19 protein-coding genes are annotated in these 22,724 nt (G+C 55.6%); 16 read left to right on the forward strand and 3 right to left on the reverse strand.

Features of this window, described 5'->3' with window-relative positions:
* Window positions 1-213 precede the first annotated feature (213 nt).
* The 4 genes from rplM (at window position 214) to sspB (ending at window position 2,501) form a co-directional block, all read left to right on the forward strand.
* Window positions 214-642: a 50S ribosomal protein L13 gene (gene rplM, locus ACS0RQ_RS02780; RefSeq protein WP_013364512.1), complete on the forward strand. Its 429-nt coding sequence runs from the start codon at window positions 214-216 to the stop codon at window positions 640-642.
* Between the two features lie 15 nt (window positions 643-657).
* Window positions 658-1,050, forward strand: coding sequence for a 30S ribosomal protein S9 (rpsI, locus tag ACS0RQ_RS02785; protein ID WP_002437466.1), 393 nt, complete (start codon window positions 658-660; stop codon window positions 1,048-1,050).
* 313 nt (window positions 1,051-1,363) lie between these two features.
* On the forward strand, window positions 1,364-2,002 hold the full coding sequence (gene sspA, locus ACS0RQ_RS02790; RefSeq protein ID WP_039077427.1) for a stringent starvation protein SspA: 639 nt from the start codon (window positions 1,364-1,366) through the stop codon (window positions 2,000-2,002).
* Between the two features lie 4 nt (window positions 2,003-2,006).
* Window positions 2,007-2,501, forward strand: coding sequence for a ClpXP protease specificity-enhancing factor (sspB, locus tag ACS0RQ_RS02795; protein ID WP_222556541.1), 495 nt, complete (start codon window positions 2,007-2,009; stop codon window positions 2,499-2,501).
* A gap of 32 nt (window positions 2,502-2,533) precedes the next feature.
* Here the strand turns inward: sspB and ACS0RQ_RS02800 are convergent, their stop codons facing one another.
* Complete coding sequence (locus ACS0RQ_RS02800) at window positions 2,534-3,184, reverse strand: TetR/AcrR family transcriptional regulator (RefSeq protein ID WP_079497045.1); 651 nt, start codon at window positions 3,182-3,184, stop codon at window positions 2,534-2,536.
* Window positions 3,185-3,349: 165 nt separating this feature from the next.
* Here ACS0RQ_RS02800 and ACS0RQ_RS02805 point away from each other — a divergent pair, with 165 nt between their 5' ends.
* The 11 genes from ACS0RQ_RS02805 to nanQ all read left to right on the forward strand — a co-directional run bounded on the left by ACS0RQ_RS02805 (window position 3,350) and on the right by nanQ (window position 15,143).
* Window positions 3,350-4,138 carry a 3-ketoacyl-ACP reductase gene (locus ACS0RQ_RS02805; protein WP_271849893.1) on the forward strand — a complete coding sequence of 263 codons (789 nt, stop codon included), beginning with the start codon at window positions 3,350-3,352 and terminating at the stop codon, window positions 4,136-4,138.
* 15 nt (window positions 4,139-4,153) lie between these two features.
* Window positions 4,154-5,305 carry a Gfo/Idh/MocA family protein gene (locus ACS0RQ_RS02810; RefSeq protein ID WP_271849894.1) on the forward strand — a complete coding sequence of 384 codons (1,152 nt, stop codon included), beginning with the start codon at window positions 4,154-4,156 and terminating at the stop codon, window positions 5,303-5,305.
* A 9-nt stretch (window positions 5,306-5,314) separates the two neighbouring features.
* Window positions 5,315-6,148: a sugar phosphate isomerase/epimerase family protein gene (locus ACS0RQ_RS02815; RefSeq protein WP_271849895.1), complete on the forward strand. Its 834-nt coding sequence runs from the start codon at window positions 5,315-5,317 to the stop codon at window positions 6,146-6,148.
* Between the two features lie 57 nt (window positions 6,149-6,205).
* A complete protein-coding gene (locus ACS0RQ_RS02820; protein ID WP_271849896.1) occupies window positions 6,206-7,429 on the forward strand; it encodes an MFS transporter in 1,224 nt (407 codons plus the stop codon).
* Between the two features lie 11 nt (window positions 7,430-7,440).
* A complete protein-coding gene (locus tag ACS0RQ_RS02825; protein WP_271849897.1) occupies window positions 7,441-9,507 on the forward strand; it encodes an FAD-binding protein in 2,067 nt (688 codons plus the stop codon).
* Between the two features lie 175 nt (window positions 9,508-9,682).
* Window positions 9,683-10,465: a transcriptional regulator NanR gene (gene nanR, locus ACS0RQ_RS02830; RefSeq protein WP_420372482.1), complete on the forward strand. Its 783-nt coding sequence runs from the start codon at window positions 9,683-9,685 to the stop codon at window positions 10,463-10,465.
* A 145-nt stretch (window positions 10,466-10,610) separates the two neighbouring features.
* Window positions 10,611-11,513 (forward strand): N-acetylneuraminate lyase, encoded by a 903-nt coding sequence (gene nanA, locus ACS0RQ_RS02835; protein WP_271849977.1) that lies wholly within the window; start codon window positions 10,611-10,613, stop codon window positions 11,511-11,513.
* A gap of 107 nt (window positions 11,514-11,620) precedes the next feature.
* Window positions 11,621-13,111 (forward strand): MFS transporter, encoded by a 1,491-nt coding sequence (locus ACS0RQ_RS02840; RefSeq protein WP_271849898.1) that lies wholly within the window; start codon window positions 11,621-11,623, stop codon window positions 13,109-13,111.
* A gap of 6 nt (window positions 13,112-13,117) precedes the next feature.
* The gene (locus ACS0RQ_RS02845; protein ID WP_271849899.1) at window positions 13,118-13,807 is read left to right on the forward strand and encodes an N-acetylmannosamine-6-phosphate 2-epimerase; all 690 of its coding nucleotides are present in this window, start codon (window positions 13,118-13,120) and stop codon (window positions 13,805-13,807) included.
* A complete protein-coding gene (nanK, locus tag ACS0RQ_RS02850; RefSeq protein WP_271849900.1) occupies window positions 13,804-14,679 on the forward strand; it encodes an N-acetylmannosamine kinase in 876 nt (291 codons plus the stop codon). The genes ACS0RQ_RS02845 and nanK overlap by 4 nt, the downstream gene beginning before the upstream one ends.
* The gene (nanQ, locus tag ACS0RQ_RS02855; protein WP_271849901.1) at window positions 14,676-15,143 is read left to right on the forward strand and encodes an N-acetylneuraminate anomerase; all 468 of its coding nucleotides are present in this window, start codon (window positions 14,676-14,678) and stop codon (window positions 15,141-15,143) included. Before nanK ends, nanQ begins: the two co-directional genes overlap by 4 nt.
* 62 nt (window positions 15,144-15,205) lie before the next feature.
* Here the strand turns inward: nanQ and ACS0RQ_RS02860 are convergent, their stop codons facing one another.
* Window positions 15,206-16,624 (reverse strand): glutamate synthase small subunit, encoded by a 1,419-nt coding sequence (locus ACS0RQ_RS02860; protein WP_271849902.1) that lies wholly within the window; start codon window positions 16,622-16,624, stop codon window positions 15,206-15,208.
* A gap of 9 nt (window positions 16,625-16,633) precedes the next feature.
* Entirely contained in the window at window positions 16,634-21,094 is a 4,461-nt protein-coding gene (gene gltB, locus ACS0RQ_RS02865) for a glutamate synthase large subunit (RefSeq protein ID WP_271849903.1), read from the reverse strand.
* 679 nt (window positions 21,095-21,773) lie between these two features.
* On the opposite strand from gltB, the gene mnmL reads away from it, so the two are divergent.
* Window positions 21,774-22,697, forward strand: a complete 924-nt coding sequence (gene mnmL / locus ACS0RQ_RS02870; RefSeq protein ID WP_271849904.1) for a tRNA modification radical SAM protein MnmL/YtqA — start codon at window positions 21,774-21,776, stop codon at window positions 22,695-22,697.
* Window positions 22,698-22,724: the final 27 nt, after the last annotated feature.

The following is a 22,724-nucleotide window of genomic DNA, read 5'->3' on the forward strand; positions in this document are numbered from 1 at the left end:
TCTTCAAATCACAAATAGGGGTCGATCTTTGACCCCGACTTCTCTATAATCCTGCGACCCCACGTTACAAGAAGGTTTTTTTCCCAAAACTTTCTCTGCGCCGGCATAGGCTATTCGAAGGGGTAGGTTTGCTGGACAATGTCGTGTGAACCTCAACTGACTAAACGTTTGGGTGTTCACCAACGTGTAACTTATTATTTGGGTAAGCTTTTAATGAAAACTTTTACAGCTAAACCAGAAACCGTACAACGCGACTGGTATGTTGTTGACGCGACAGGTAAAACTCTGGGCCGTCTGGCTACTGAACTGGCACGTCGCCTGCGCGGTAAGCATAAAGCGGAATACACTCCGCACGTTGATACTGGTGACTACATCATCGTTCTGAACGCAGAAAAAGTTGCTGTAACCGGCAACAAGCGCGAAGACAAAATGTACTACCACCACACTGGCCACATCGGTGGTATCAAAGAAGCGACCTTTGAAGAGATGATTGCCCGCCGTCCTGAGCGTGTGATTGAAATCGCGGTTAAAGGCATGCTGCCAAAAGGCCCGCTGGGTCGTGCTATGTACCGTAAACTGAAAGTTTACGCTGGCAACGAGCACAACCACGCGGCACAGCAACCGCAAGTTCTTGACATCTAATCGGGATTATAGGCAATGGCTGAAAATCAATACTACGGCACTGGTCGCCGCAAAAGCTCTGCTGCTCGCGTGTTCATCAAACCGGGCAACGGTAAAATCGTAATCAACCAGCGTTCTCTGGAACAGTACTTCGGTCGTGAAACTGCCCGCATGGTAGTTCGTCAGCCGCTGGAACTGGTCGACATGGTTGAGAAACTCGATCTGTACATCACTGTTAAAGGTGGTGGTATCTCTGGTCAGGCTGGTGCGATCCGTCACGGTATCACCCGCGCTCTGATGGAGTACGACGAGTCCCTGCGTTCTGAACTGCGTAAAGCTGGCTTCGTCACTCGTGACGCTCGTCAGGTTGAACGTAAGAAAGTCGGCCTGCGTAAAGCACGTCGCCGTCCGCAGTACTCCAAACGTTAATTGCTTTCTGCGAAAGCAGAACGATTGGCGAAAAACCCGGTTTCTACCGGGTTTTTTTATGGATAAAAATCACGTTATCCACAGTAATGAGTTGATTCTCTCTTCTTTTTCAGCATTTCCAGAATCCCCTCACCACAAAGCCCGCAAAATCTGGTAAACTATCATCCAATTTTCTGCCCAAATGCCTGGGATTGTTCATTTTTTGTTTGATGTTTAAACGAGAGTGACTGTGCGCGTGGGTGGGTTACCAACATCTCGCCGGTCAAAGTAAGACTGGTAGCAGTAAAAATACTGAATATACCTGGAGGTTTTCATGGCTGTCGCTGCCAACAAACGTTCGGTAATGACGCTGTTTTCTGGTCCTGTTGACATCTATAGCCATCAGGTCCGTATCGTGCTGGCAGAAAAAGGTGTCAGCTTCGAAATTGAGCACGTGGAAAAGGATAATCCTCCTCAGGATCTGATTGACCTCAACCCGAATCAAAGCGTACCGACTCTTGTCGATCGTGAACTCACTCTGTGGGAATCACGCATTATCATGGAATACCTGGATGAGCGTTTCCCTCATCCGCCGCTGATGCCGGTTTATCCGGTTGCGCGTGGTGAAAGCCGTCTTTACATGCATCGCATTGAGAAAGACTGGTACTCGCTGATGGAAGTGATCATGTCCAGCAGTGGCGCGCAGGCCGATAACGCCCGCCGTCAACTGCGTGAAGAACTGATGCAGATTGCTCCGGTGTTCGGCCAGAAGCCGTACTTCCTGAGTGATGAATTCAGCCTGGTGGATTGCTACCTCGCGCCGTTGTTGTGGCGTTTGCCGATTCTGGGTATTGAACTCAGCGGCGCAGGCTCTAAGGAGCTGAAAGGCTACATGACACGTGTTTTCGAACGCGATTCATTCCTCGCGTCTCTGACAGAAGCCGAGCGCGAAATGCGCCTGGGCCGGGGTTAATCGAATGGACTTGTCGCAACTGACACCGCGCCGTCCTTACCTGTTGCGGGCTTTTTATGAGTGGTTGCTCGATAACCAGCTCACCCCGCATCTGGTCGTCGACGTAACGTTGCCGGGTGTGCGCGTGCCCATGGAGTATGCGCGCGACGGGCAGATCGTGTTGAACATTGCGCCGCGAGCCGTGGGTAACCTTGAACTGGCGAATGATGAAGTGCGTTTTAACGCGCGCTTTGGTGGCGTCCCGCGTCAGGTTGCTGTGCCGCTTGCTGCTGTTCTTGCTATCTACGCACGTGAGAACGGCGCGGGTACGATGTTCGAACCTGAAACGGCATACGATGAAGACGTGGTCACGGTGAATGATGACGAAACCTCTCTGCCGGATGGCGAGACGGTGATGTCGGTTATCGATGGCGACAAACCCGATCATGCGGACGATAACGATCCGGATGATGATCCCCCACCACGCGGCGGGCGTCCATCGCTGCGTGTCGTGAAGTAACACAAAGGCAGGGTCAATCGACCCTGCTTTTTTTACGGCAGCAACCCCGGCGCCAGCCAACATGCGATCGTTTCGCGCATTACCTTCCGCCTTGTTGCCAGCGCTTCCGGACGCTTAAGATCCTGCTGATAGATGATCGACAGCGTCGACTGGTTAATCAGATAGAAAAACCCCAAAGCCGACATTGTGATGTTTAGCTGCATCGCATCAATACCTGGGCGGATCGTCCCATCCTGCTGACCGCGTTCAAGAATGCGCTGGGTTATCGAAAGCCAGCTACTGTTGATGGGGACAATCGTATCCACTTCCTTAAGGTGACGCGCCTTGAGCTGGTTTTCACTGTTGAGTAACTGGATAAATTCCGGGTTCTCAAGGTAGTAGTGCCAGGTGAAATCCATCAGTTCAAGTACCGCGTCGCGGGCAGGCAGATGATCGAGTTCCAGTGCGGCCTCTTTGGTACGAATATCCTGGTACGCGGCCTGCAAAACATGGGTAAACAGCGTATCTTTGTTATCGAAGTAATAGTAAATCAGCTGCTTGTTCACGTTTGCCGTCGCGGCGATCTGATCAATCCTCGCCCCGTCAAAACCCTTTTCAGCGAACTCCTTTTTGGCTGCATCAAGGATCAGGCTTTTTGTGAGATCTGGATCATGCCTGCGCTTTGTTCTGGCTTCCCCTTTCATAGATCCTCCATTCAATTTATTGTTTTAATTGTAGTTTTAAATAAATCAACCAGTTGGTTGATTTTGAGAAGTCGATCATGAATTTAATTTTTCTCTCTTTCTATACTGCTTTTACAGTTTCAACTGTTTAGTTGAAATGTTTGGCACTCATCAGGGAGTATGCTCATGATCCATTCGCAACGTCCGGTAGCATTAGTGACAGGCTCGACACGGGGAATTGGTAAAGCGTGCGCGTTGGCGCTTGCCAGAGCCGGGTTTCACGTCGCAATCAACGGACGCGATAACGAAGAAGGTCGCGCCCGACAACAAGCCATGGTAGCGGAATTAGAACAATTTGGCATCGAAGCTCTGGCGTTACCGGGTGATGTTTCAGATTTAATTCTTCAGCAAGGGATGCTGGACACCGTTTTGCAACGCTGGGGGCGACTGGACTGCCTTGTCAACAACGCCGGGACGGCGGCAAAGCAGCGTGGCGATCTGCTTGAGGTCACGCCGGAGAATTACCAGTACTGTCAGGACGTCAACACCAGGGCAATGTTCTTCTTTTGCCAAAAAGCGGCGCGCGCCATGCTTTCGCAGGGTGAGCTCAATAATCAGCACCGCTCTATTATCAACATCACTTCCTGTAGCGCCCACAGCTTATCGATTTCTCGCGGGGAATATTGCGTATCGAAAGCAGCCGCCAGCATGGTGACGCAACTCTTTGCGCTGCGCCTGGCGGAAGAAGGCATCGGTGTTTATGAAATTCGCCCTGGTATCATCGAAACTGACATGACCAGCGGTGTGAAACCGAAGTACGACCAGTTGATCGGCGGCGGTCTGGTGCCGATGAAACGCTGGGGCCAGCCGACGGACATTGCCGTAGTCGTCGATGCGCTGGCAAACGGCAACTTACCTTTCACTGTCGGTCAAATTATTGATGTCGACGGCGGCCTGAACAAATCCCACTTTTAATCGCGAGGCACAGCAATGGCGACAATTTCCGTTGGCATCATCATGCATGGCGTAACCGGGCGGATGGGCAAAAATCAGCATCTGATCCGCTCCATCGTGGCAATTCGTGAACAGGGCGGCGTTGAGCTGGCAAACGGCGACAGACTCATGCCGGACCCGATCCTGATTGGTCGTAATGAAGAAAAAATTGCCGCACTGGCGAAACAAACCGGTATCAGCCGTTGGGGCACGGATCTGGATGCGGCGCTGGCCAACCCAAACGATACTATCTTCTTTGATGCCGCCACGACGCAGGCGCGCCCCGGTCTACTGAAAAAAGCCATTGCCGCCGGTAAGCATATTTACTGCGAGAAACCGGTAGCGGTCAGCCTGTCAGAAGCCGTCGAGTTATATCACTATGCAGAGCAGCAGGGCGTTTGCCACGGTGTGGTACAGGACAAACTTTGGCTGCCGGGGCTGCGTAAACTGCAAATGCTCAATCAGGCGGGCTTCTTCGGTCAGGTGCTGTCGGTTCGCGGCGAGTTTGGTTACTGGGTGTTTGAAGGTGATTTGCAGCCGACCCAGCGCCCGTCATGGAACTACCGTCAGGAAGATGGCGGCGGCATTATCCTCGATATGATCTGCCACTGGCGTTATGTCGTCGACAACCTGTTTGGCGAAATCAAAAGCATCAGCTGCCTGGGCGCGACCCATATTCCGGAACGTTTTGATGAGCAGGGGAACGCCTACAAAGCCACCGCTGATGACGCCGCCTACGCCACATTTGAACTGCACAATGGCACAATTGTGCAAATCAACAGCTCCTGGTGTGTCCGGGTGCGCCGCGATGACCTGGTGACTTTCCAGGTCGATGGCGTGAACGGTTCTGCGGTCGCAGGCCTGACCGACTGTCTCACGCAATCACGTGTGAACACCCCGAAACCTGTCTGGAACCCGGATGTTCGCCAGACACATGACTTCTTCGAAGACTGGGCGCCAGTACCCAATACCACCACCTATGACAACGCCTTCAAAGTGCAATGGGAGCTCTTCCTGCGCCATGTTCACGGTGAAATCGACTTCCGCTGGAACCTGCTGGAAGGGGCAAAAGGGGTGCAACTGGTTGAACTGGCGCTGCAAAGCTGGAAAGAACGCCGCTGGGTCGATGTTCCGTCACTGGTGCGCTAAGGAGGCCGTATGCAACAGCCCGATCCACGTCGTTTATCGATGAATACCGCCACCGTGCGTAAGCAGTGGACGCTGGATAAGATCATCGACGGCTGCGCCCGTCATGACATTCGCGGCATCTCGCCGTGGCGCGATCAGGTTCAGGCGCTGGGGTTAGAACGTACCGCGCAGATGATCCGCAGTAACGAACTGACCGTCAGCGGTTATTGCCGCGGCGGGATGTTTCCCGGCATCGATGAGGCGGCACGCCGTGCGGCGGATGACGATAACCGCCGGGCGGTAGATGAAGCACTGGCAGTGAATGCCGCCTGTCTGGTGCTGGTGGTGGGCGGCCTGCCGGGTGATTCGAAAGATATTGCCGGCGCGCGTAGCCAGGTGCGGGATGGTCTGGGCCGCCTGCTGGAGTATTCGCGCAAGGTGGGAATGCCGCTGGCGATTGAGCCGCTACACCCGATGTATGCCGCGGACCGCGCCTGCATAAACACCCTTGAGCAGGCCAACGATCTGTGTGATGAGCTCGGTGATGATGGGTTAGGAATGGCTGTCGATCTCTACCACACCTGGTGGGATCCAAAGTTTTTCCAGCAGATCGAACGCGCCGGACGGAAACGTATCCTGGGTTTTCACATCTGCGACTGGCTGGTGCCGACACAGCATCTGCTGCTCGATCGCGGCATGATGGGGGATGGGGTGATCGACATTCGCGCGGCCCGTCAGGCGGTGGAGGCGCTGGGGTATCAGGGGGCGCATGAAGTGGAGATTTTCTCCGAACACGACTGGTGGCAACGTGACCCGGATACGGTGCTCGCTACCTGCAAAGCGCGTCATTTAACGCATTGTTAATCAGATTTTGGCTGTATCTGATGTCTCGTCAGTCTTACCAGGTTAGTCGAGGGAATTATGAATACAGATACAAAAAAGATGATACTGGTGTCGGTGCTGTGTGGCCTTGGCTACATGATGTACTCCGTCGACCGTATGACTGTCTCCTCCGCCATTGGACTTATCGCGACGGATTTTGGGCTCGGTAGAGCGCAGTCCGGGATCCTGATGAGTTCATTCTTCTATGGCTTTATTGGTTTCTTATTTATCTCCGGGATTATCGCCGACAAACTCAGCGGCAAACCGGTGCTCATTCTTGGTTTAGTTATGTTCTCGCTCGCGACGATCCTGACGGGGGTGGCGGGTAGCCTGACGTCGCTGATCTTTTACCGCGTGATGACCGGTATCGGCGAGGGTGTCTTCTGGCCCGCCGCATCGCTGGAAGTGGCCAACGTTACCACCGAGAAACAGCGCACGACGGTGATGTCCCTTTACTGGATGGGTTATCCGATTGGTGGCTTCTTCGGTACCTGGCTCGGCGCAATGCTCGGCCCGGTGTACGGCTGGCGCGTCGTATTCTATGTAGCCGGGGCGCTGGGTCTGCTGGTAGCGCTGGCGTACGCCTTCATGGTGAAAAACGAGCCGAAAAAAGTGGTTGTCGCTACGACAAAAGAAAAAGTGCCATTAAAACAACTGTTTCGTAACCAGTCCGTCATGCTGATGGCGTTCTATTACTTCCTGCTGCTGAGCGGCTGGTGGATTGTGTTGCTGTGGGCACCGACCTTCCTGATGAATGTAAAACAACTGCCAATCAGTACCGCAGGAACCATTGCCAGCCTGCTGGGGCTGACCGGGGCGCTGGGGGGCTTCCTGCTTGGGCGTTTATGTGACCGTGGCAACTTCTCGCGTAAGCGTGCGGTGTTGATTGGCATCACGCTCGCCAGCAGCCTGCTGATGGCCGCGATGGTGCTGCAACTGCCGGTCTTCGCCGTGGTGATTCTGGTGTTGTTCCTGGGGCTGCTCGGTTATCCCATCACACCACTGGTCCTCTCATTTACCGCCGAACTGGTACCACCACAACTTCGCGGCTCCGCCATTGGCTTTGTGATGAATGTCGGCATGACGGCCGGTGGGATTTCACCCGTCCTGGCGGGCTATTTCGCGGATAAATATTCCATGTCTGCCGTCTGGTTTGTTGCGGCCTGCGTGATGGTCGTCAGTTCGGTATTGCTGCTGGGGGTGCGTAAAGCGCCCAGACCAGTGAAAGAGATGGAAATATCCGGGCTGTCATCACGCGTTTAACGAGGTAAAACATGACCACAGCGATCCCGCAATCGATCCTGGAAGCGCTTACGAATGTCTCCATGCCGCGCCATGTCACGATGGCGCAGCCGCAACAGACGCTGGACGTGGCGGGATACCGTATTCCGCTCTACCACAGCGAGGCGTTAGTGATTGGCAGCGGTGCCGCCGGGCTGCGTGCGGCGGTGGAATTGCGTCGCCGCAAAGTGGATGTTCTGGTGGCGACCCAAACCTTGTTTTGGGGAACATCGGCCTGCTCCGGATCGGATAAACAGACCCTGCATACCGCCTCGACCAGTTTTCGGGGCGATAATTTTACAGCCCTCGCCAGTGCTATCGGCGCGGGTGGGGCGATGGATGCCGATACGGCGTATGTTGAAGCGGTCGGTTCGGTGGAGGCATTTATCGGCCTGAAAAGCATGGGGCTTCCCTTACCTGAGGACCGCTACGGCGCCGTATTGCGCTATCAGACCGATCACGATGAAGTGGGCCGGGCAACCAGTTGTGGGCCACGTACTTCCCGCCTGATGGTCAAAGTGCTGGCGGAAGAGGCGGTACTGCTGGGTGTGCCGTTTGTCGATCACGCGACAGCCGTACGTCTGCTCACCGAAGGGGAAGGAGAGCAGCGCCGGGTCGCCGGAGTGCTGGCCATTGTGAAAGGCGCACGGCAAGAGGATAACCCGTGGGGGCTATGTCTGCTGCGTAGCGCGACTGTAGTCCTGGCGGCCGGTGGACCGGGTGAACTGTTCCGCGACAGCGTCTACCCGAAGCGCTGTTTTGGTTCGCTGGGGCTGGCACTGGAGGCGGGGATCGCGACGGTCAACCTGACGGAACATCAGTTTGGTATCGGTACGCGGCGCGATGAGTTCCCCTGGAACCTCTCCGGTACCTACGTGCAGAGCATGCCTTATATCTACTCGATAGATGCGCAGGGTCAGGAGCATAACTTTCTTGCCCGCTACTATCGCACCACGCGGGAGCTGGCCTCGAATATCTTCCGTAAGGGATATCAGTGGCCGATTCACGCCACGCGAATGCTGGATTTTGGCTCCAGCCTGGTGGATTTGGCTATCTACAATGAGTCGCAGGCCGGACGCACGATCTATATGGATTTTAACCGCAATCCACTGCCAGTACCGGGCGATGAACCCTTTGCCCTTGGCAATCTGGACGAGGATGTTTACCACTATCTGCGCAATAACGATGCCTGTCTGGAGCTACCGATTGCGCGCCTGCAGCGGATGAACCCACTGGCCATTGAGCTTTATAAACATCATGGTCATGACCTGACAACACAGCCGCTGCCGTTTAACGTCAATCACCAGCATATGAATGGCGGGATTGCGGTGGATACATGGGGTCATTCTTCGTTACGTGGCTGCTATGCGATTGGCGAAGCGGCGGGCACGCACGGGGTAACGCGCCCCGGCGGTGCGGCGCTCAATGCCGGACAGGTCTTTGGGCTGCGCTGCGCGAAGCATATCGCGGCGACGCCACGGGCCGCATCAGAGTCTCTTTTTGCCCGTGAAACGGTCGAACTTTTGCAGCAAATCCAGCGTGACAGCAGCCATCCTCAGGCGTTGCGGATTGAAGATATTCGCGACGAAATCCAGCAGCGCATGAGTGAGCGTGCCGGGTTTGTCTGTGATGCCGGGCAGGTACCTGACGCCGTTCAGGCGGCCCGTCGACTCAATCAACGTATTGCGCAAAACGGGGTGGCTATAACCCATCCGAACCAGACGGCGTTTAGCCTCCAGTGGCGTCAGATGGCGCTGGCATCGGAAGCGTTACTGGTGGCACTGGAAAGCTATATTGCCCGTGGTGGCGGTAGCCGTGGCGCACGGATGTTGTGCTCTGCACAGGGAGACGTCGCACCGCAAACACGTGAAGGGGTATTGTCTGAGTTTCGTTTCATTTCTGAAAAGGCGGAGCACCGGCAGGAGCAAATACAGGTGACATGGCGCAACGGCGAGTTTGTTGTCGAGCAGCGGCCATTACGTACACTTGATGACCTCTCGACGATCTTCTTTGAAAAGAACTGGCCAGATTATCTGACGGAGGAGATCTACCGACGTTAGTACCTTACCCGGGCTACACTAGTGCGAGTAGCCTGGGTAAGCGAAGCGCCATCCGGGAATATCCCCACTCATCACTCACCGACTTCCCCCTCTGGCGCTAACTTCGCCAGTCAGATATTCCTGTGATATGATGAAGTTGCTATCACATTTGTCATACTCCACTGCCATGAGCGCTATGAAATCATCAGATTTGCACGCTGAAAACACTGCTGAAAATGTCGGGCGCACGTTGCGTCGCCGTCCGTTGGCGCGCAAAAAATTATCCGAGATGGTGGAAGAAGAGCTCGAACAGATGATCCGTCGCCGGGAGTTTGCCGAAGGCGATGTGCTGCCCTCCGAGCGTGAGCTGATGGCGTTTTTCAATGTGGGCCGCCCCTCGGTGCGCGAAGCGCTGGCGGCGCTCAAGCGTAAAGGATTAGTGCAAATCAGCAACGGTGAACGCGCCCGCGTTTCCCGCCCATCTGCCGATACCATCATTGGCGAGCTTTCCGGCATGGCGAAAGATTTTCTCTCCCGTCCCGGCGGTATTGCCCATTTTGAGCAGTTACGCCTGTTTTTCGAATCCAGCCTGGTGCGCCATGCGGCGGAACACGCCACGGATGAACAAATTGAACGTCTCGGTAAGGCGCTGGAGCTAAACAGTCAGTCGCTGGACGACAACGCGTTATTTATTCGCTCCGATGTTGAATTCCATCGCGTACTGGCTGAAATTCCCGGTAATCCTATCTTTCTGACGATCCATGTTGCCCTGCTGGACTGGCTGATTGCCGCTCGCCCCACGGTGCCGGAAAAAGAGCTGCATCAGCACAATAACCTCAGCTATCAGCAGCACATTGAGATCGTCAATGCGATTCGCCAGCGCGATCCCGATGCCGCCGATCGCGCGTTGCATGCTCACCTCAACAGCGTTTTCGCTACCTGGCACGCGTTCGATAAACAACAAAAATCCCGCAACTGATCGACCGATCCCTTTTACGCGCTAGCGATCGTTTAGTGCGTTAGATCCCATTTAGCGTTTTCTCACTCCGATGGCGATCATTTGTACTGGTATAATAGGTATAAAGGTATATAGTCAAAACGCAATCATGCAATAGGAGAAGATGATGACTGCTCAGTTAAGAGGGGTGATGGCCGCGCTGTTGACCCCGTTTGATGCCAGCGAAAAGCTGGATACCGAGAGCCTGCGCCGTCTGGTGCGTTTTAATATCAATCAGGGGATCGATGGGCTGTACGTGGGGGGATCCACCGGGGAAGCGTTCGTGCAAAGCATTGCTGAGCGTGAACAGGTACTGGAGATCGTCGCCGAAGAGGCGAAGGGCAAACTGACGCTGATTGCCCATGTCGGCACCGTCAGCACCCATGAAACCCAGCAGCTTGCGCAGGCGGCCAGTCGCTATGGCTTTGACGCCGTCTCTGCCGTTACTCCGTTCTACTATCCGTTCAGCTTTGAAGAGCACTGCGACCACTATCGTGCAGTGATCGACGCCGCTAATGGCCTGCCGATGGTGGTTTACAACATTCCGGCGCTGAGTGGGGTGAAACTCACGCTGGATCAGATCGACACGCTGGTTACCCTGCCGGGCGTGGGCGCGCTGAAACAAACATCGGGCGATCTCTTCCAGATGGAGCAGATCCGCCGGGCGAATCCGGATCTGGTGCTCTATAACGGTTATGACGAGATCTTTGCATCCGGGCTGATGGCGGGCGCGGATGGTGGTATCGGCAGTACTTACAACATCATGGGTTGGCGCTATCTGGGTATCGTTCGCGCGCTGCAAACGGGTGACATTGCCACCGCGCAGCGTCTGCAGGCGCAATGCAATGAGGTTATCGATCTGCTGATCAAAGTCGGTGTTTTCCGCGGCCTGAAAACGGTGCTGCACTACATGGATGTCCTGGCGGTACCGCTGTGTCGTAAGCCGTTCGCACCGGTGGCGGAAAAATATTTGCCAGAACTTAAAGCGCTGGCGGCAGCACTGCAACAAGAGAAAGAACAACAACAGTGATCCGGAGCTGTCTGTCCGGAGGCGCTGCGCTGACCGGACAGACGGAGCCGCTCTTAGCTCTGTCGGTCTACAAAAGCGATGGGCAACACCCATCGCGGGAGTATCACATGAGTACTGCTATGCAAAATATCCCATGGTATCGCCATCTTGATCGGGCGCAATGGCGGGCTTTCTGCGCCGCCTGGCTGGGCTATCTGCTCGACGGTTTTGATTTTGTCCTTATCGCGTTGGTGTTAACGGAAATTCAGAGCGAATTTGGTCTGACGACGGTACAGGCGGCAAGCCTCATCTCCGCAGCCTTTATCTCCCGTTGGTTTGGAGGGCTGATGTTGGGCGCAATGGGTGACCGCTACGGCCGACGGTTGGCGATGGTCACCAGTATCCTTCTGTTCTCATGCGGTACGCTGGCCTGCGGGTTGGCCCCCGGCTTCACCACCATGTTTATCGCCCGGCTGGTGATCGGTATGGGGATGGCCGGAGAGTATGGCTCCAGCGCGACGTATGTGATTGAAAGCTGGCCCCGACAGTTGCGAAACAAAGCCAGCGGCTTTTTGATTTCCGGCTTCTCCGTCGGGGCCGTTATCGCGGCGCAGGTCTACAGCCTGGTGGTACCCGTCTGGGGCTGGCGCGCGCTGTTTTTCATCGGCATTTTGCCCATCGTCTTTGCCCTGTGGCTGAGGAAAAACATTCCGGAAGCGGAAGACTGGAAAGAGAGACATGCGGGTAAAGCGCCGGTACACACGATGGTAGATATTCTGTATCGCGGCAAACATCGCGTGATTAACGTGGCGATGACACTCATTGCCGCGACTTCATTATGGTACTGCTTTGCCGGTGAAATGAAGAATGCCGCGCTGGTGGCGATTCTTGGCCTGGTGTGCGCGTTTATCTTTATCAGCTTTATGGTGCAAAGCAGCGGAAAACGCTGGCCAACCGGCGTAATGCTGATGGTGGTGGTGCTCTTTGCGTTTCTCTACTCTTGGCCCATCCAGTCGCTGTTGCCGACTTACCTCAAAACCGAACTGGCCTATTCGCCTGCGACGGTAGCTAAGGTGCTGTTCTTTAGCGGCTTTGGCGCTGCGGTGGGCTGTTGTGTTGGCGGTTTTCTGGGCGACTGGTTGGGGACGCGCAAAGCCTACGTCTATAGCCTGCTCGCCTCACAAATTCTGATCATCCCGGTGTTTGCCATTGGTGGCACCAGCGTATGGGTTCTCGGTTTTCTGCTCTTCTTCCAGCAAATGCTGGGGCAAGGGATCTCAGGCATTCTGCCTAAACTGATCGGCGGCTACTTCGATACCGACCAGCGTGCAGCAGGTTTGGGATTTACCTACAACGTTGGGGCCCTGGGCGGCGCACTGGCACCAATCCTGGGGGCGCTGATCGCTCAGCGTCTGGATCTGGGTACCGCTCTGGGATCGCTCTCCTTTAGCCTGACATTTGTGGTGATCCTGTTGATTGGGCTGGATATGCCGTCGCGCGTACAGCGTTGGCTACGTCCCGAAGCGATGCGTACCCATGATGCGATCGATGGTAAGCCATTCAGCGGCGCGGTCAGCCATAGCGATGGTAAGAACGGGTTATTAAAAACGAAAGGATAACCAGACATGTCTCTGATAGCGAAAATGGATGCACAAATTGGCCGCCAGGGTGGGCTGGTGGTCTCCTGCCAGCCTGTTCCGGATAGCCCACTGGATAAGCCGGAAATCGTGGCGGCGATGGCACTGGCCGCCCAGCAGGCCGGGGCGGTGGCGGTACGTATTGAAGGCATTAACAACCTGCGTGCCGTCCGTCAGGCTGTAACACTACCCATCATCGGCATCATTAAACGCGACTTAACGGACTCCCCGGTGCGCATTACCCCTTACGCTGAGGATGTTGATGCGCTGGCACAGGCAGGGGCAGATATTATCGCCATTGATGGTACCGATCGTATTCGCCCGGTTGCGGTGCGCGAGTTACTGGCGCGTATTCATCACCACGGGCTTATCGCCATGGCCGATTGCTCATGCGAGCAGGATGGCTTGTATTGCCAGCAAGCAGGAGCGGAGCTGATTGGCACCACGCTGTCTGGCTACACCAGCGAACGTACGCCCGCAGAACCGGACCTGGCGCTGGTCAGCACTCTCAATCAGGCCGGATGCCGGGTGATGGCGGAAGGGCGCTATAACACACCCGAACTGGCGGCGCAGGCGAAGCGCCATGGAGCATGGGCGGTGACCGTCGGTTCAGCCATTACGCGGCTGGAGTACATTTGCCAGTGGTATTGCGATGCACTCCAGGAGGCTGCGACATGACCACGCTGGCGATTGATATCGGTGGCACCAAGCTTGCTGCCGCGCTAGTGGACGGTGACCTGCAGATTCACAAACGCCGTGAGTTGCCCACGCCCGCCAGCAAAACCCCGGATGCCCTGCGGGCGGCACTCCTGACGTTGGTCGCCCCGCTTGCCTCTCAGGCCCGGCAGGTGGCGGTTGCCTCAACCGGAATTATTCGTGAAGGTACCTTGCAGGCGATCAATCCACAAAATCTGGGCGGTCTGCTGCATTTCCCGCTGGCTTCTGGCCTGACGGAGATAACGGGCTTGCCTGCGCTGGCGGTGAATGATGCGCAGGCCGCTGCCTGGGCGGAGTACCACGCACTTGGCGAGAGCATCGAAGATATGGTGTTTATCACCGTATCCACTGGCGTAGGCGGCGGTGTGGTGAGCGATGGCGTGCTGCGTATGGGTCATGAGGGGCTGGCAGGCCATTTGGGCCATACGCTTGCCGATCCTAACGGTCCGCGCTGCGGCTGTGGGCGAGTGGGATGCGTTGAAGCGATCGCGTCCGGGCGCGGTATCGCGGCAGCGGCGCAGGGTGACCTGGCAGGCTGCGATGCGAAGGCCATTTTTGCCCATGCGGCAAATGGGCATGCACAGGCGCGTGAACTGGTTCAGCGCTCGGCGCAGACGCTGGCGCGCCTCGTTGCCGATGTGAAGGCGACCACGGACTGCCAACGTGTGGTGGTGGGCGGCAGTATTGGCCTTGCACCGGGATATCTGGCGCTAGTGCGTGCGTGTCTGGCCCTGGAGCCATCAGTCTATCGGGTGGTGTTAAGTGAGGCGCACTATCGCCATGACGCAGGCTTACTGGGTGCCGCGCTGCTGGCACAAGGAGTGAAAAAATGATGACAGGTGAACTGGCGTCGCTCGCCCACTCGGGGTTGCATCCGGTGCTGCTGAATGCGCTGACGCTGGCACTGGATGCGCGCGTGCAGGAAAAGCCTCCGGGGAGTTACCCGCTACAGGGTGACGCTATCTTTATGAACATCATGCAATTTTCCACACAACCCGCGGAACAGAAGAAGGCCGAGCTGCATGCGCAGTACATTGATATCCAGCTATTGCTGGCGGGTGAGGAGCGCATTTTGTATGGCACTCCAGGGTCTGCACGGCAGTGCGATGACTGGCATGTTGAGGACGATTATCAGCTTTGCGCCGCGATTTGTGCCGGGCAGGTTGTCACGCTAACGCCTGGCATGTTCGCGATTTTTATGCCCGGTGAGCCACATAAACCGGGGTGCGAGGTGGGTGCTGCGCAAGAGATTAAGAAGGTGGTGATTAAGGTCTGTGCCAGTCTGCTTAAGGCATAAAAAAAGCCGGATGGTGTACCATCCGGCTTTTTCTTGCCTGTCCTGGGTTTCCGGAAAAACCCTTATACTTCAAGCCAGTTGAGGATGCCGTCTGCCGCTTTACGGCCTTCGGCAATGGCGGTGACCACCAGATCGGAACCGCGAACGATATCGCCACCGGCAAAGATTTTCGGGTTGCTGGTCTGGAACGCGTTCTCGCTGCCTTCCGGGGCGATGATGCGGCCCTGAGAGTCCAGCTCGACGCTGTGTTTCGCCAGCCATTCCATGCTGTGTGGGCGGAAACCAAACGCCATCACGACCGCATCAGCCGGTACCACATGTTCGGAACCCGCAACGATCTCCGCACGACGACGGCCTTTGGCATCTGGCGCCCCCATTTCGGTACGCGCCATTTTCACGCCGCAGACTTTACCGTTGGCATTCACTTCGACACCCAGCGGTTGCACGTTAAACTGGAATTCCACACCCTCTTCGCGCGCGTTTTTCACTTCACGGCGAGAGCCTGGCATGTTTTCCTCGTCGCGACGGTAGGCACAAATAACGTTCTTCGCACCCTGGCGGATGGAGGTACGCACGCAGTCCATTGCGGTGTCGCCACCACCCAGAACAACAACACGTTTGCCTTCCATGCTGATATACGGTTCCTCAGCGGAGTCACTAAAGCCCATGATCTGCCTGGTGTTCGCAATAAGGAACGGCAGCGCGTCGAATACGCCATCGGCATCTTCGTTTTCCAGGCCGCCACGCATCGACTGATAGGTGCCGACGCCAAGGAATACCGCGTCATAATCTTTCAGCAAGTCATCAAGCTGTACGTCGCGACCGACTTCGGTATTCAGCTTGAATTCAATCCCCATGCCAGTGAAGATTTCGCGACGGCGGGTCATCACCTCTTTTTCCAGCTTGAATGCCGGGATACCGAAGGTAAGCAGGCCACCGATTTCCGGATGGCGGTCAAACACCACTGCTTTGACGCCATTACGGGTCAGCACATCGGCGCATGCCAGACCTGCCGGACCTGCACCGATAATCGCCACGCGTTTGTCAGTCTGCTTCACGCCGGTCATATCCGGGCGCCAGCCCATCTCGAACGCTTTATCATTGATGTAGCGTTCGATGTTACCGATGGTGACCGCGCCGAACTCATCATTCAGCGTACAGGAACCTTCACACAGGCGGTCCTGCGGGCAAACGCGCCCGCAGACTTCCGGCAAGGTGTTAGTCTGGTGAGACAGTTCAGCGGCCTCAAAAATACGCCCTTCGTTGGCCAGTTTCAGCCAGTTCGGGATGTAATTATGGACCGGACATTTCCATTCGCAGTACGGGTTACCACAGGAGAGGCAGCGATCTGCCTGCGCCTTGGCCTGGCCTTCCGAAAATGGCTCGTAGATTTCAATAAATTCAATCTTACGGATCTTCAGCGGTTTCTTTGGCGGATCCACGCGCTGTAAGTCGATAAACTGGTATACGTTCTGACTCATTGCTGCCCCTTACTGCGCCTGCACACGCAGCTCTGCTGCGCTACGACTACGATGACCCAACAGTGCTTTCACATCACTGGACTTCGGTTTAACCAGTGCGAATTTCTCCGCGAAGGCTGGCCAGTTAGCCAGAATCTCTTCGCCGCGAGATGAACCGGTATGCTGCACATGCTCGGTAATCAGACCGCGCAAATGCTCTTCGTGGATGGCGAGGTCATCGACGCTCAGCACTTCCACCAGTTCCGGGTTCACACGTTTGCGGAACTCGCCGTCTTCATCCAGAACATAGGCGAAGCCTCCAGTCATCCCTGCGCCAAAGTTCACGCCTGTTTTACCGAGGATACAGACGATACCGCCGGTCATGTATTCACAACCGTTATCGCCGATGCCTTCCACGACAGTAATCGCGCCGGAGTTACGCACGCCGAAACGTTCACCCGCACGGCCTGCGGCATACAGACGACCACCTGTTGCGCCATACAGGCAGGTGTTACCGATAATGCTGGCCTCGTGGCTACGATAAGCAGAGCCTACCGGCGGACGTACCGCGACTAAACCGCCTGCCATGCCCTTGCCTACGTAGTCGTTGGCATCGCCAGTCAGATACAGCTCAACGCCACCGGCGTTCCAGACGCCAAAGCTCTGGCCTGCGGTACCGCTAAAGTGCACGGTAATCGGATCCGCCGCCAGCCCTTGATCGCCATGCGTTTGCGCGATGTAGCCAGACAAAGACGCACCGACAGAACGGTCCGTGTTGCGGATATCAAACCAGAACGTTTTGCTCTGGCGCTCGTCGACAAACGGTTTGGCCTGCTGCAGCAACTGCGCGTTCAACACACCGTTGTCGAACGGCGGGTTGTTTTCGGTGCAGTAAAGCGCTTTGCCAGGATGCGGTTCGGCGGTTTCCAGCAGTTTCGACAAATCCAGCTTCTGTTGTTTGGCGGTGAAACCGTCCAGCTCTTTGAGCAGGTCGGTACGGCCAATTAAATCCACCAGACGTTTCACGCCGAGCTGCGCCATTAACTCACGTACTTCACGGGCGATAAATTCAAAGTAATTGGTCACTTTGAACGGCAGACCGTGGTAGTGGTTTTTACGCAGTTTTTCATCCTGAGTTGCTACGCCGGTTGCGCAGTTGTTCAGGTGGCAAATACGCAGGTATTTACAGCCCAGCGCCACCATCGGGCCGGTACCAAAGCCGAAGCTTTCCGCACCAAGGATTGCCGCTTTGATGATGTCCTGGCCGGTTTTCAGACCGCCATCTGTCTGTAAACGAATTTTGTGGCGCAGACCGTTGGCCACCAGCGCCTGTTGGGTTTCCACCAGGCCCAGTTCCCACGGACAGCCCGCGTATTTCACCGATGACAGCGGGCTTGCACCGGTACCGCCATCGTAACCGGCGATGGTGATGAGATCCGCATAGGCTTTTGCCACACCGGTCGCGATGGTGCCGACGCCCGGTTCGGAAACCAGCTTCACGGAGATCATCGCTTTCGGGTTGACCTGTTTCAGGTCGAAAATCAGTTGCGCCAGATCCTCGATAGAGTAGATATCGTGGTGCGGCGGCGGAGAAATCAGCGTCACGCCCGGTACGGAATAGCGCAGTTTAGCAATGTACGGGGTCACTTTATCGCCCGGTAACTGACCGCCTTCACCCGGTTTCGCACCCTGAGCGACTTTAATCTGAATCACATCAGCATTGACCAGATACGCCGGGGTGACGCCGAAGCGACCGGAAGCGACCTGTTTAATGCGTGAAACTTTGTTGGTGCCATAGCGTGCCGGGTCTTCGCCGCCTTCACCGGAGTTGGAGAAGCCGCCGAGGCTGTTCATGGCTTCAGCCAGCGCTTCATGCGCTTCCGGGCTCAATGCGCCGATGGACATTGCCGCGGTATCAAAGCGTTTGAACAGTTCGCTTGCCGGTTCAACGTCGTTGATGCTGACGGTTTCGCCGTTCGGCGTGATAGCCAGCAGGTCGCGCAGGGTCGCAGCCGGACGCTCATTCACCAGTTTGGCGTACTGCTGATAGTCGCTGTATTCACCGCTCTGGACGGCTTGTTGCAGGGTGCGCACCACATCCGGGTTATAGGCGTGGTATTCACCGCCGTGAACGTATTTCAGCAGACCGCCCGCTTCGAGCGGTTTACGTGCCAGCCAGGCGCGTTTGGAAAGGTTCAGCAGATCCTGCTGGAAGTCAGCAAAACCTGCGCCGCTGATACGGCTGACCACACCCTGGAAGCAAAGTTCGGAAACCTCTTCGTGCAGACCAACGGCTTCGAACAGTTTTGAGCAACGGTAAGAGGCAATCGTCGAGATGCCCATTTTGGACATGATCTTGTACAGCCCTTTGTTGATGCCGTTACGGTAGTTCAGCATCACCGTGCGGTAATTCTTCTCAATGGCTTTGGTATCGACCAGTTTTGCCAGCGTTTCGTAGGCCAGGTACGGATAAATCGCGGTGGCGCCGAAGCCCAGCAGCACGGCGAAGTGGTGCGGGTCACGGGCGCTGGCGGTTTCTACGATGATGTTGGCATCGCAGCGCAGGCTTTTCTCAACCAGACGGGTCTGCACTGCGCCAACCGCCATCGGGGCCGGTACCGGCAGACGGTTTTTAGCGATGTTACGGTCAGACAGCACCAGCAGCACGGTGCCGTTACGCACCATCTGTTCTGCTTTATCGCACAGCGCTCTCACCGTCTCTTCCAGCGAGGTTTCGGTCACATCGAAAGTGATGTCCAGCACATCTGCGCGATAGTGCTCCTCTTTCATGGTGGTGAGCTGCGTGAAATCGGAGTACAGCAGGATCGGCGATTTGAAGCTCAGACGGTGTGCCTGGCCTTCTGCTTCACAGAAGACATTCATCTCACGACCGATACTGGTGGCCAGCGACATCACATGGGCTTCACGCAGCGGGTCAATCGGTGGGTTCGTCACCTGTGCGAACTGCTGGCGGAAGTAGTCGTAAATGATACGCGGCTGGCTGGAGAGCACAGCAAACGGGGTATCGTCACCCATTGAGCCGACCGCTTCCTGACCGTTTTCACCGAGTACGCGGATAACAGAATCCAGCTCTTCGAAGCTGTAGTTAAACTGCTTTTGATAGCTTGTCAGCAGGTCGTCATCCATTTCGCGGATGCCAACCTGGTCATCGGCCAGATCTTCAAACGGCACCAGACGACGAACGTTTTTCTCCATCCATTCTTTATAAGGATGGCGGCTTTTCAGATCGTCATCGGTCTCTGCGGAGTGCAGAATGCGACCGCCACGGGTATCGATAACCATCAGCTCGCCCGGACCGACGCGGCCTTTTTCGACCACTTCGTCAGGCTGATAATCCCAGATGCCCACTTCGGAGGCACAGGTGATCAGCTTATCTTTGGTGATGACGTAGCGTGCCGGGCGCAGGCCGTTACGGTCCAGGTTACAGGCTGCGAAACGGCCATCGGACATGACGATGCCCGCCGGACCATCCCAGGGTTCCATATGCATGGAGTTAAAATCGAAGAAGGCGCGCAGGTCCGGGTCCATATCCGGGTTGTTCTGCCAGGCTGGTGGTACCAGCAGGCGCATGGCGCGCACGATATCCATCCCGCCGGCCAGCAGCAGTTCGAGCATGTTATCCATGGAGCTGGAGTCAGAGCCGGTTTCGTTGACGAACGGCGCGGCATCATGCAGATCCGGGATCAGCGGGGTCTGGAATTTGTAGGTACGCGCGCGCGCCCACTGACGGTTACCGGTGATGGTGTTGATTTCACCGTTATGCGCCAGATAGCGGAACGGCTGTGCCAGCGGCCAGCGCGGTACGGTGTTGGTGGAGAAGCGCTGGTGGAACAGGCAAATGGCCGATTCCAGACGCAGATCCGCCAGGTCCAGGTAGAAGCGCGGCAGGTCAGCCGGCATACACAGACCTTTATAGATATTCACCAGGTTAGAGAGGCTACAAACGTAGAACTCTTTATCTTCCTGCAGACGCTTTTCAATGCGACGGCGGGCAATAAACAGACGGCGCTCCATATCACGTGGGCGCCAGCCAGCCGGGGCGTTAACAAAAATTTGCTCAATACGAGGCAGCGAGGAGAGGGCGATTTCACCGAGTACCCCTTCGTTGGTTGGCACATCGCGCCAGCCGACAATAGACAGGGTCTCACGTTGAAGTTCTTCTTCTACAATACGGCGAGATGTGCTGGCTTTTTCTGGATCCTTATTCAGGAACAGCATACCAACGGCATAGTTTTTGGCTAAACGCCAGCCGCGCTCTTCCGCAACGATACGGAAGAAACGATCGGGTTTTTGCAGCAGCAGACCGCAACCGTCGCCGGTTTTACCATCAGCGAGGATTGCGCCACGGTGCTGCATGCGGGCCAGTGCGTGAATAGCGGTACGCACTACCTTGTGGCTAGGTTCGCCTTCTATGTGGGCGATCAGGCCGAAACCACAGTTATCCCTCTCAAGGGATTTATCGTACAACATATCAGTGAACCTCCCCAGGCTCTGCGGGATTCCCATCCGATACCGATTGCGCGCGGGCACAGCAAGAGCATGGCGACGGGGCTAAATAAAGCCTCGCATGTCGCCCTCTTTAATTTCCTTTTCGCATCGGTACACAAGTGTTGAGGACTTGCTTAAGAGGGAATCTCAATAACTGCATAAATATGATGAGCAGACCACTCATCCAGAAAGCTTCCAGCGGATTCCCAACTTATCGGGAATCCGTACACAGGTCAAATGCCAGGCTTATTTATCTAATAATGTGCTAAAGGATGTTTAATTAATTGATATGTAAATGAATTTAACCTTATTTACAATCAATAAGCCCAGCGCGGAGCGGCAGAGTAATGTGATCTGACTCACTATCGGGAAGCGTTGTTAATGCGTTACCCTACTAAGGGAAATGTGGATTTCAGAATATTATTCTGAGAATGTTCTTATGAGCATATGAACGCACTGTTTTTCACTTGTGACACTATTTCTGCAAAATATCGTCTGAACATAAGGAAAAGTAATTGCCCGAGGAGTGAATGAAATTGCGGTAATCTTGACTGGTTATGCAATGAATAAAAGCCTTGCCGGGCGATTGATCCACATCATCGCCGTCGAAAGCTAAAAATGGCAGGCTTGGCCTCTTTTCAAAGGCACGGCCTGTCAGATTATGCAGTTACAAAAATTAGTCAATATGTTTGGTGGGGATCTTGCCCGTCGTCATGGACAAAAGGTTCATAAATTGACGCTTCACGGTGGTTTTAGCTGCCCGAATCGGGATGGCACCATCGGCCGGGGCGGCTGTACGTTCTGTAATGTCGCTTCTTTCGCCGACGAAGAGCAGCAGCATCGTTCGATTGCCGAACAACTGGTGCATCAGGCGAACCTGGTGAATCGCGCTAAACGCTACCTTGCCTATTTCCAGGCTTACACCAGCACCTGGGCCGAAGTACAGGTGCTGCGTTCCATGTATCAACAGGCAATAAGCCAGGCCAGCATTGTTGGCCTGTGTGTCGGTACACGCCCGGACTGCGTACCCGAGGCGGTGCTGGATTTGCTAAGCGAATACAAAGATCAGGGGTATGAAGTCTGGCTGGAGCTGGGTCTGCAAACCGCGCACGATAAAACGCTGCACCGTATTAACCGTGGGCATGATTTCGCCTGTTACCAGCGAACCACCCGCCTGGCTCGCGAGCGCGGGCTGAAAGTCTGTAGCCACCTTATTGTTGGATTGCCGGGGGAAGGGCAGTCGGAATGCCTGCAAACGCTCCATCGCGTGGTAGAGACTGGCGTAGACGGTATTAAGCTGCATCCCCTGCATATTGTGAAGGGCAGCATTATGGCGAAAGCCTGGGAGGCGGGTCGTCTGCAGGGTATTGAACTGGAAGACTATACTGTCACCGCCGGGGAGATGATTCGCGCCACGCCAGCGGAGGTGATTTACCATCGCGTCTCTGCCAGCGCCCGTCGCCCGACGCTTCTGGCGCCGTTGTGGTGCGAAAATCGCTGGACGGGAATGGTTGAGCTGGATCGCTATCTTACTGAACATGGTGTGCAGGGTTCCGCAGTGGGTCGCCCCTGGATCCAACCGTGACGGTTGCCTGGCTCCGCATTTTTCGCA

This window comes from Phytobacter diazotrophicus (assembly GCF_052061655.1).
GTDB lineage: Bacteria > Pseudomonadota > Gammaproteobacteria > Enterobacterales > Enterobacteriaceae > Phytobacter > Phytobacter diazotrophicus.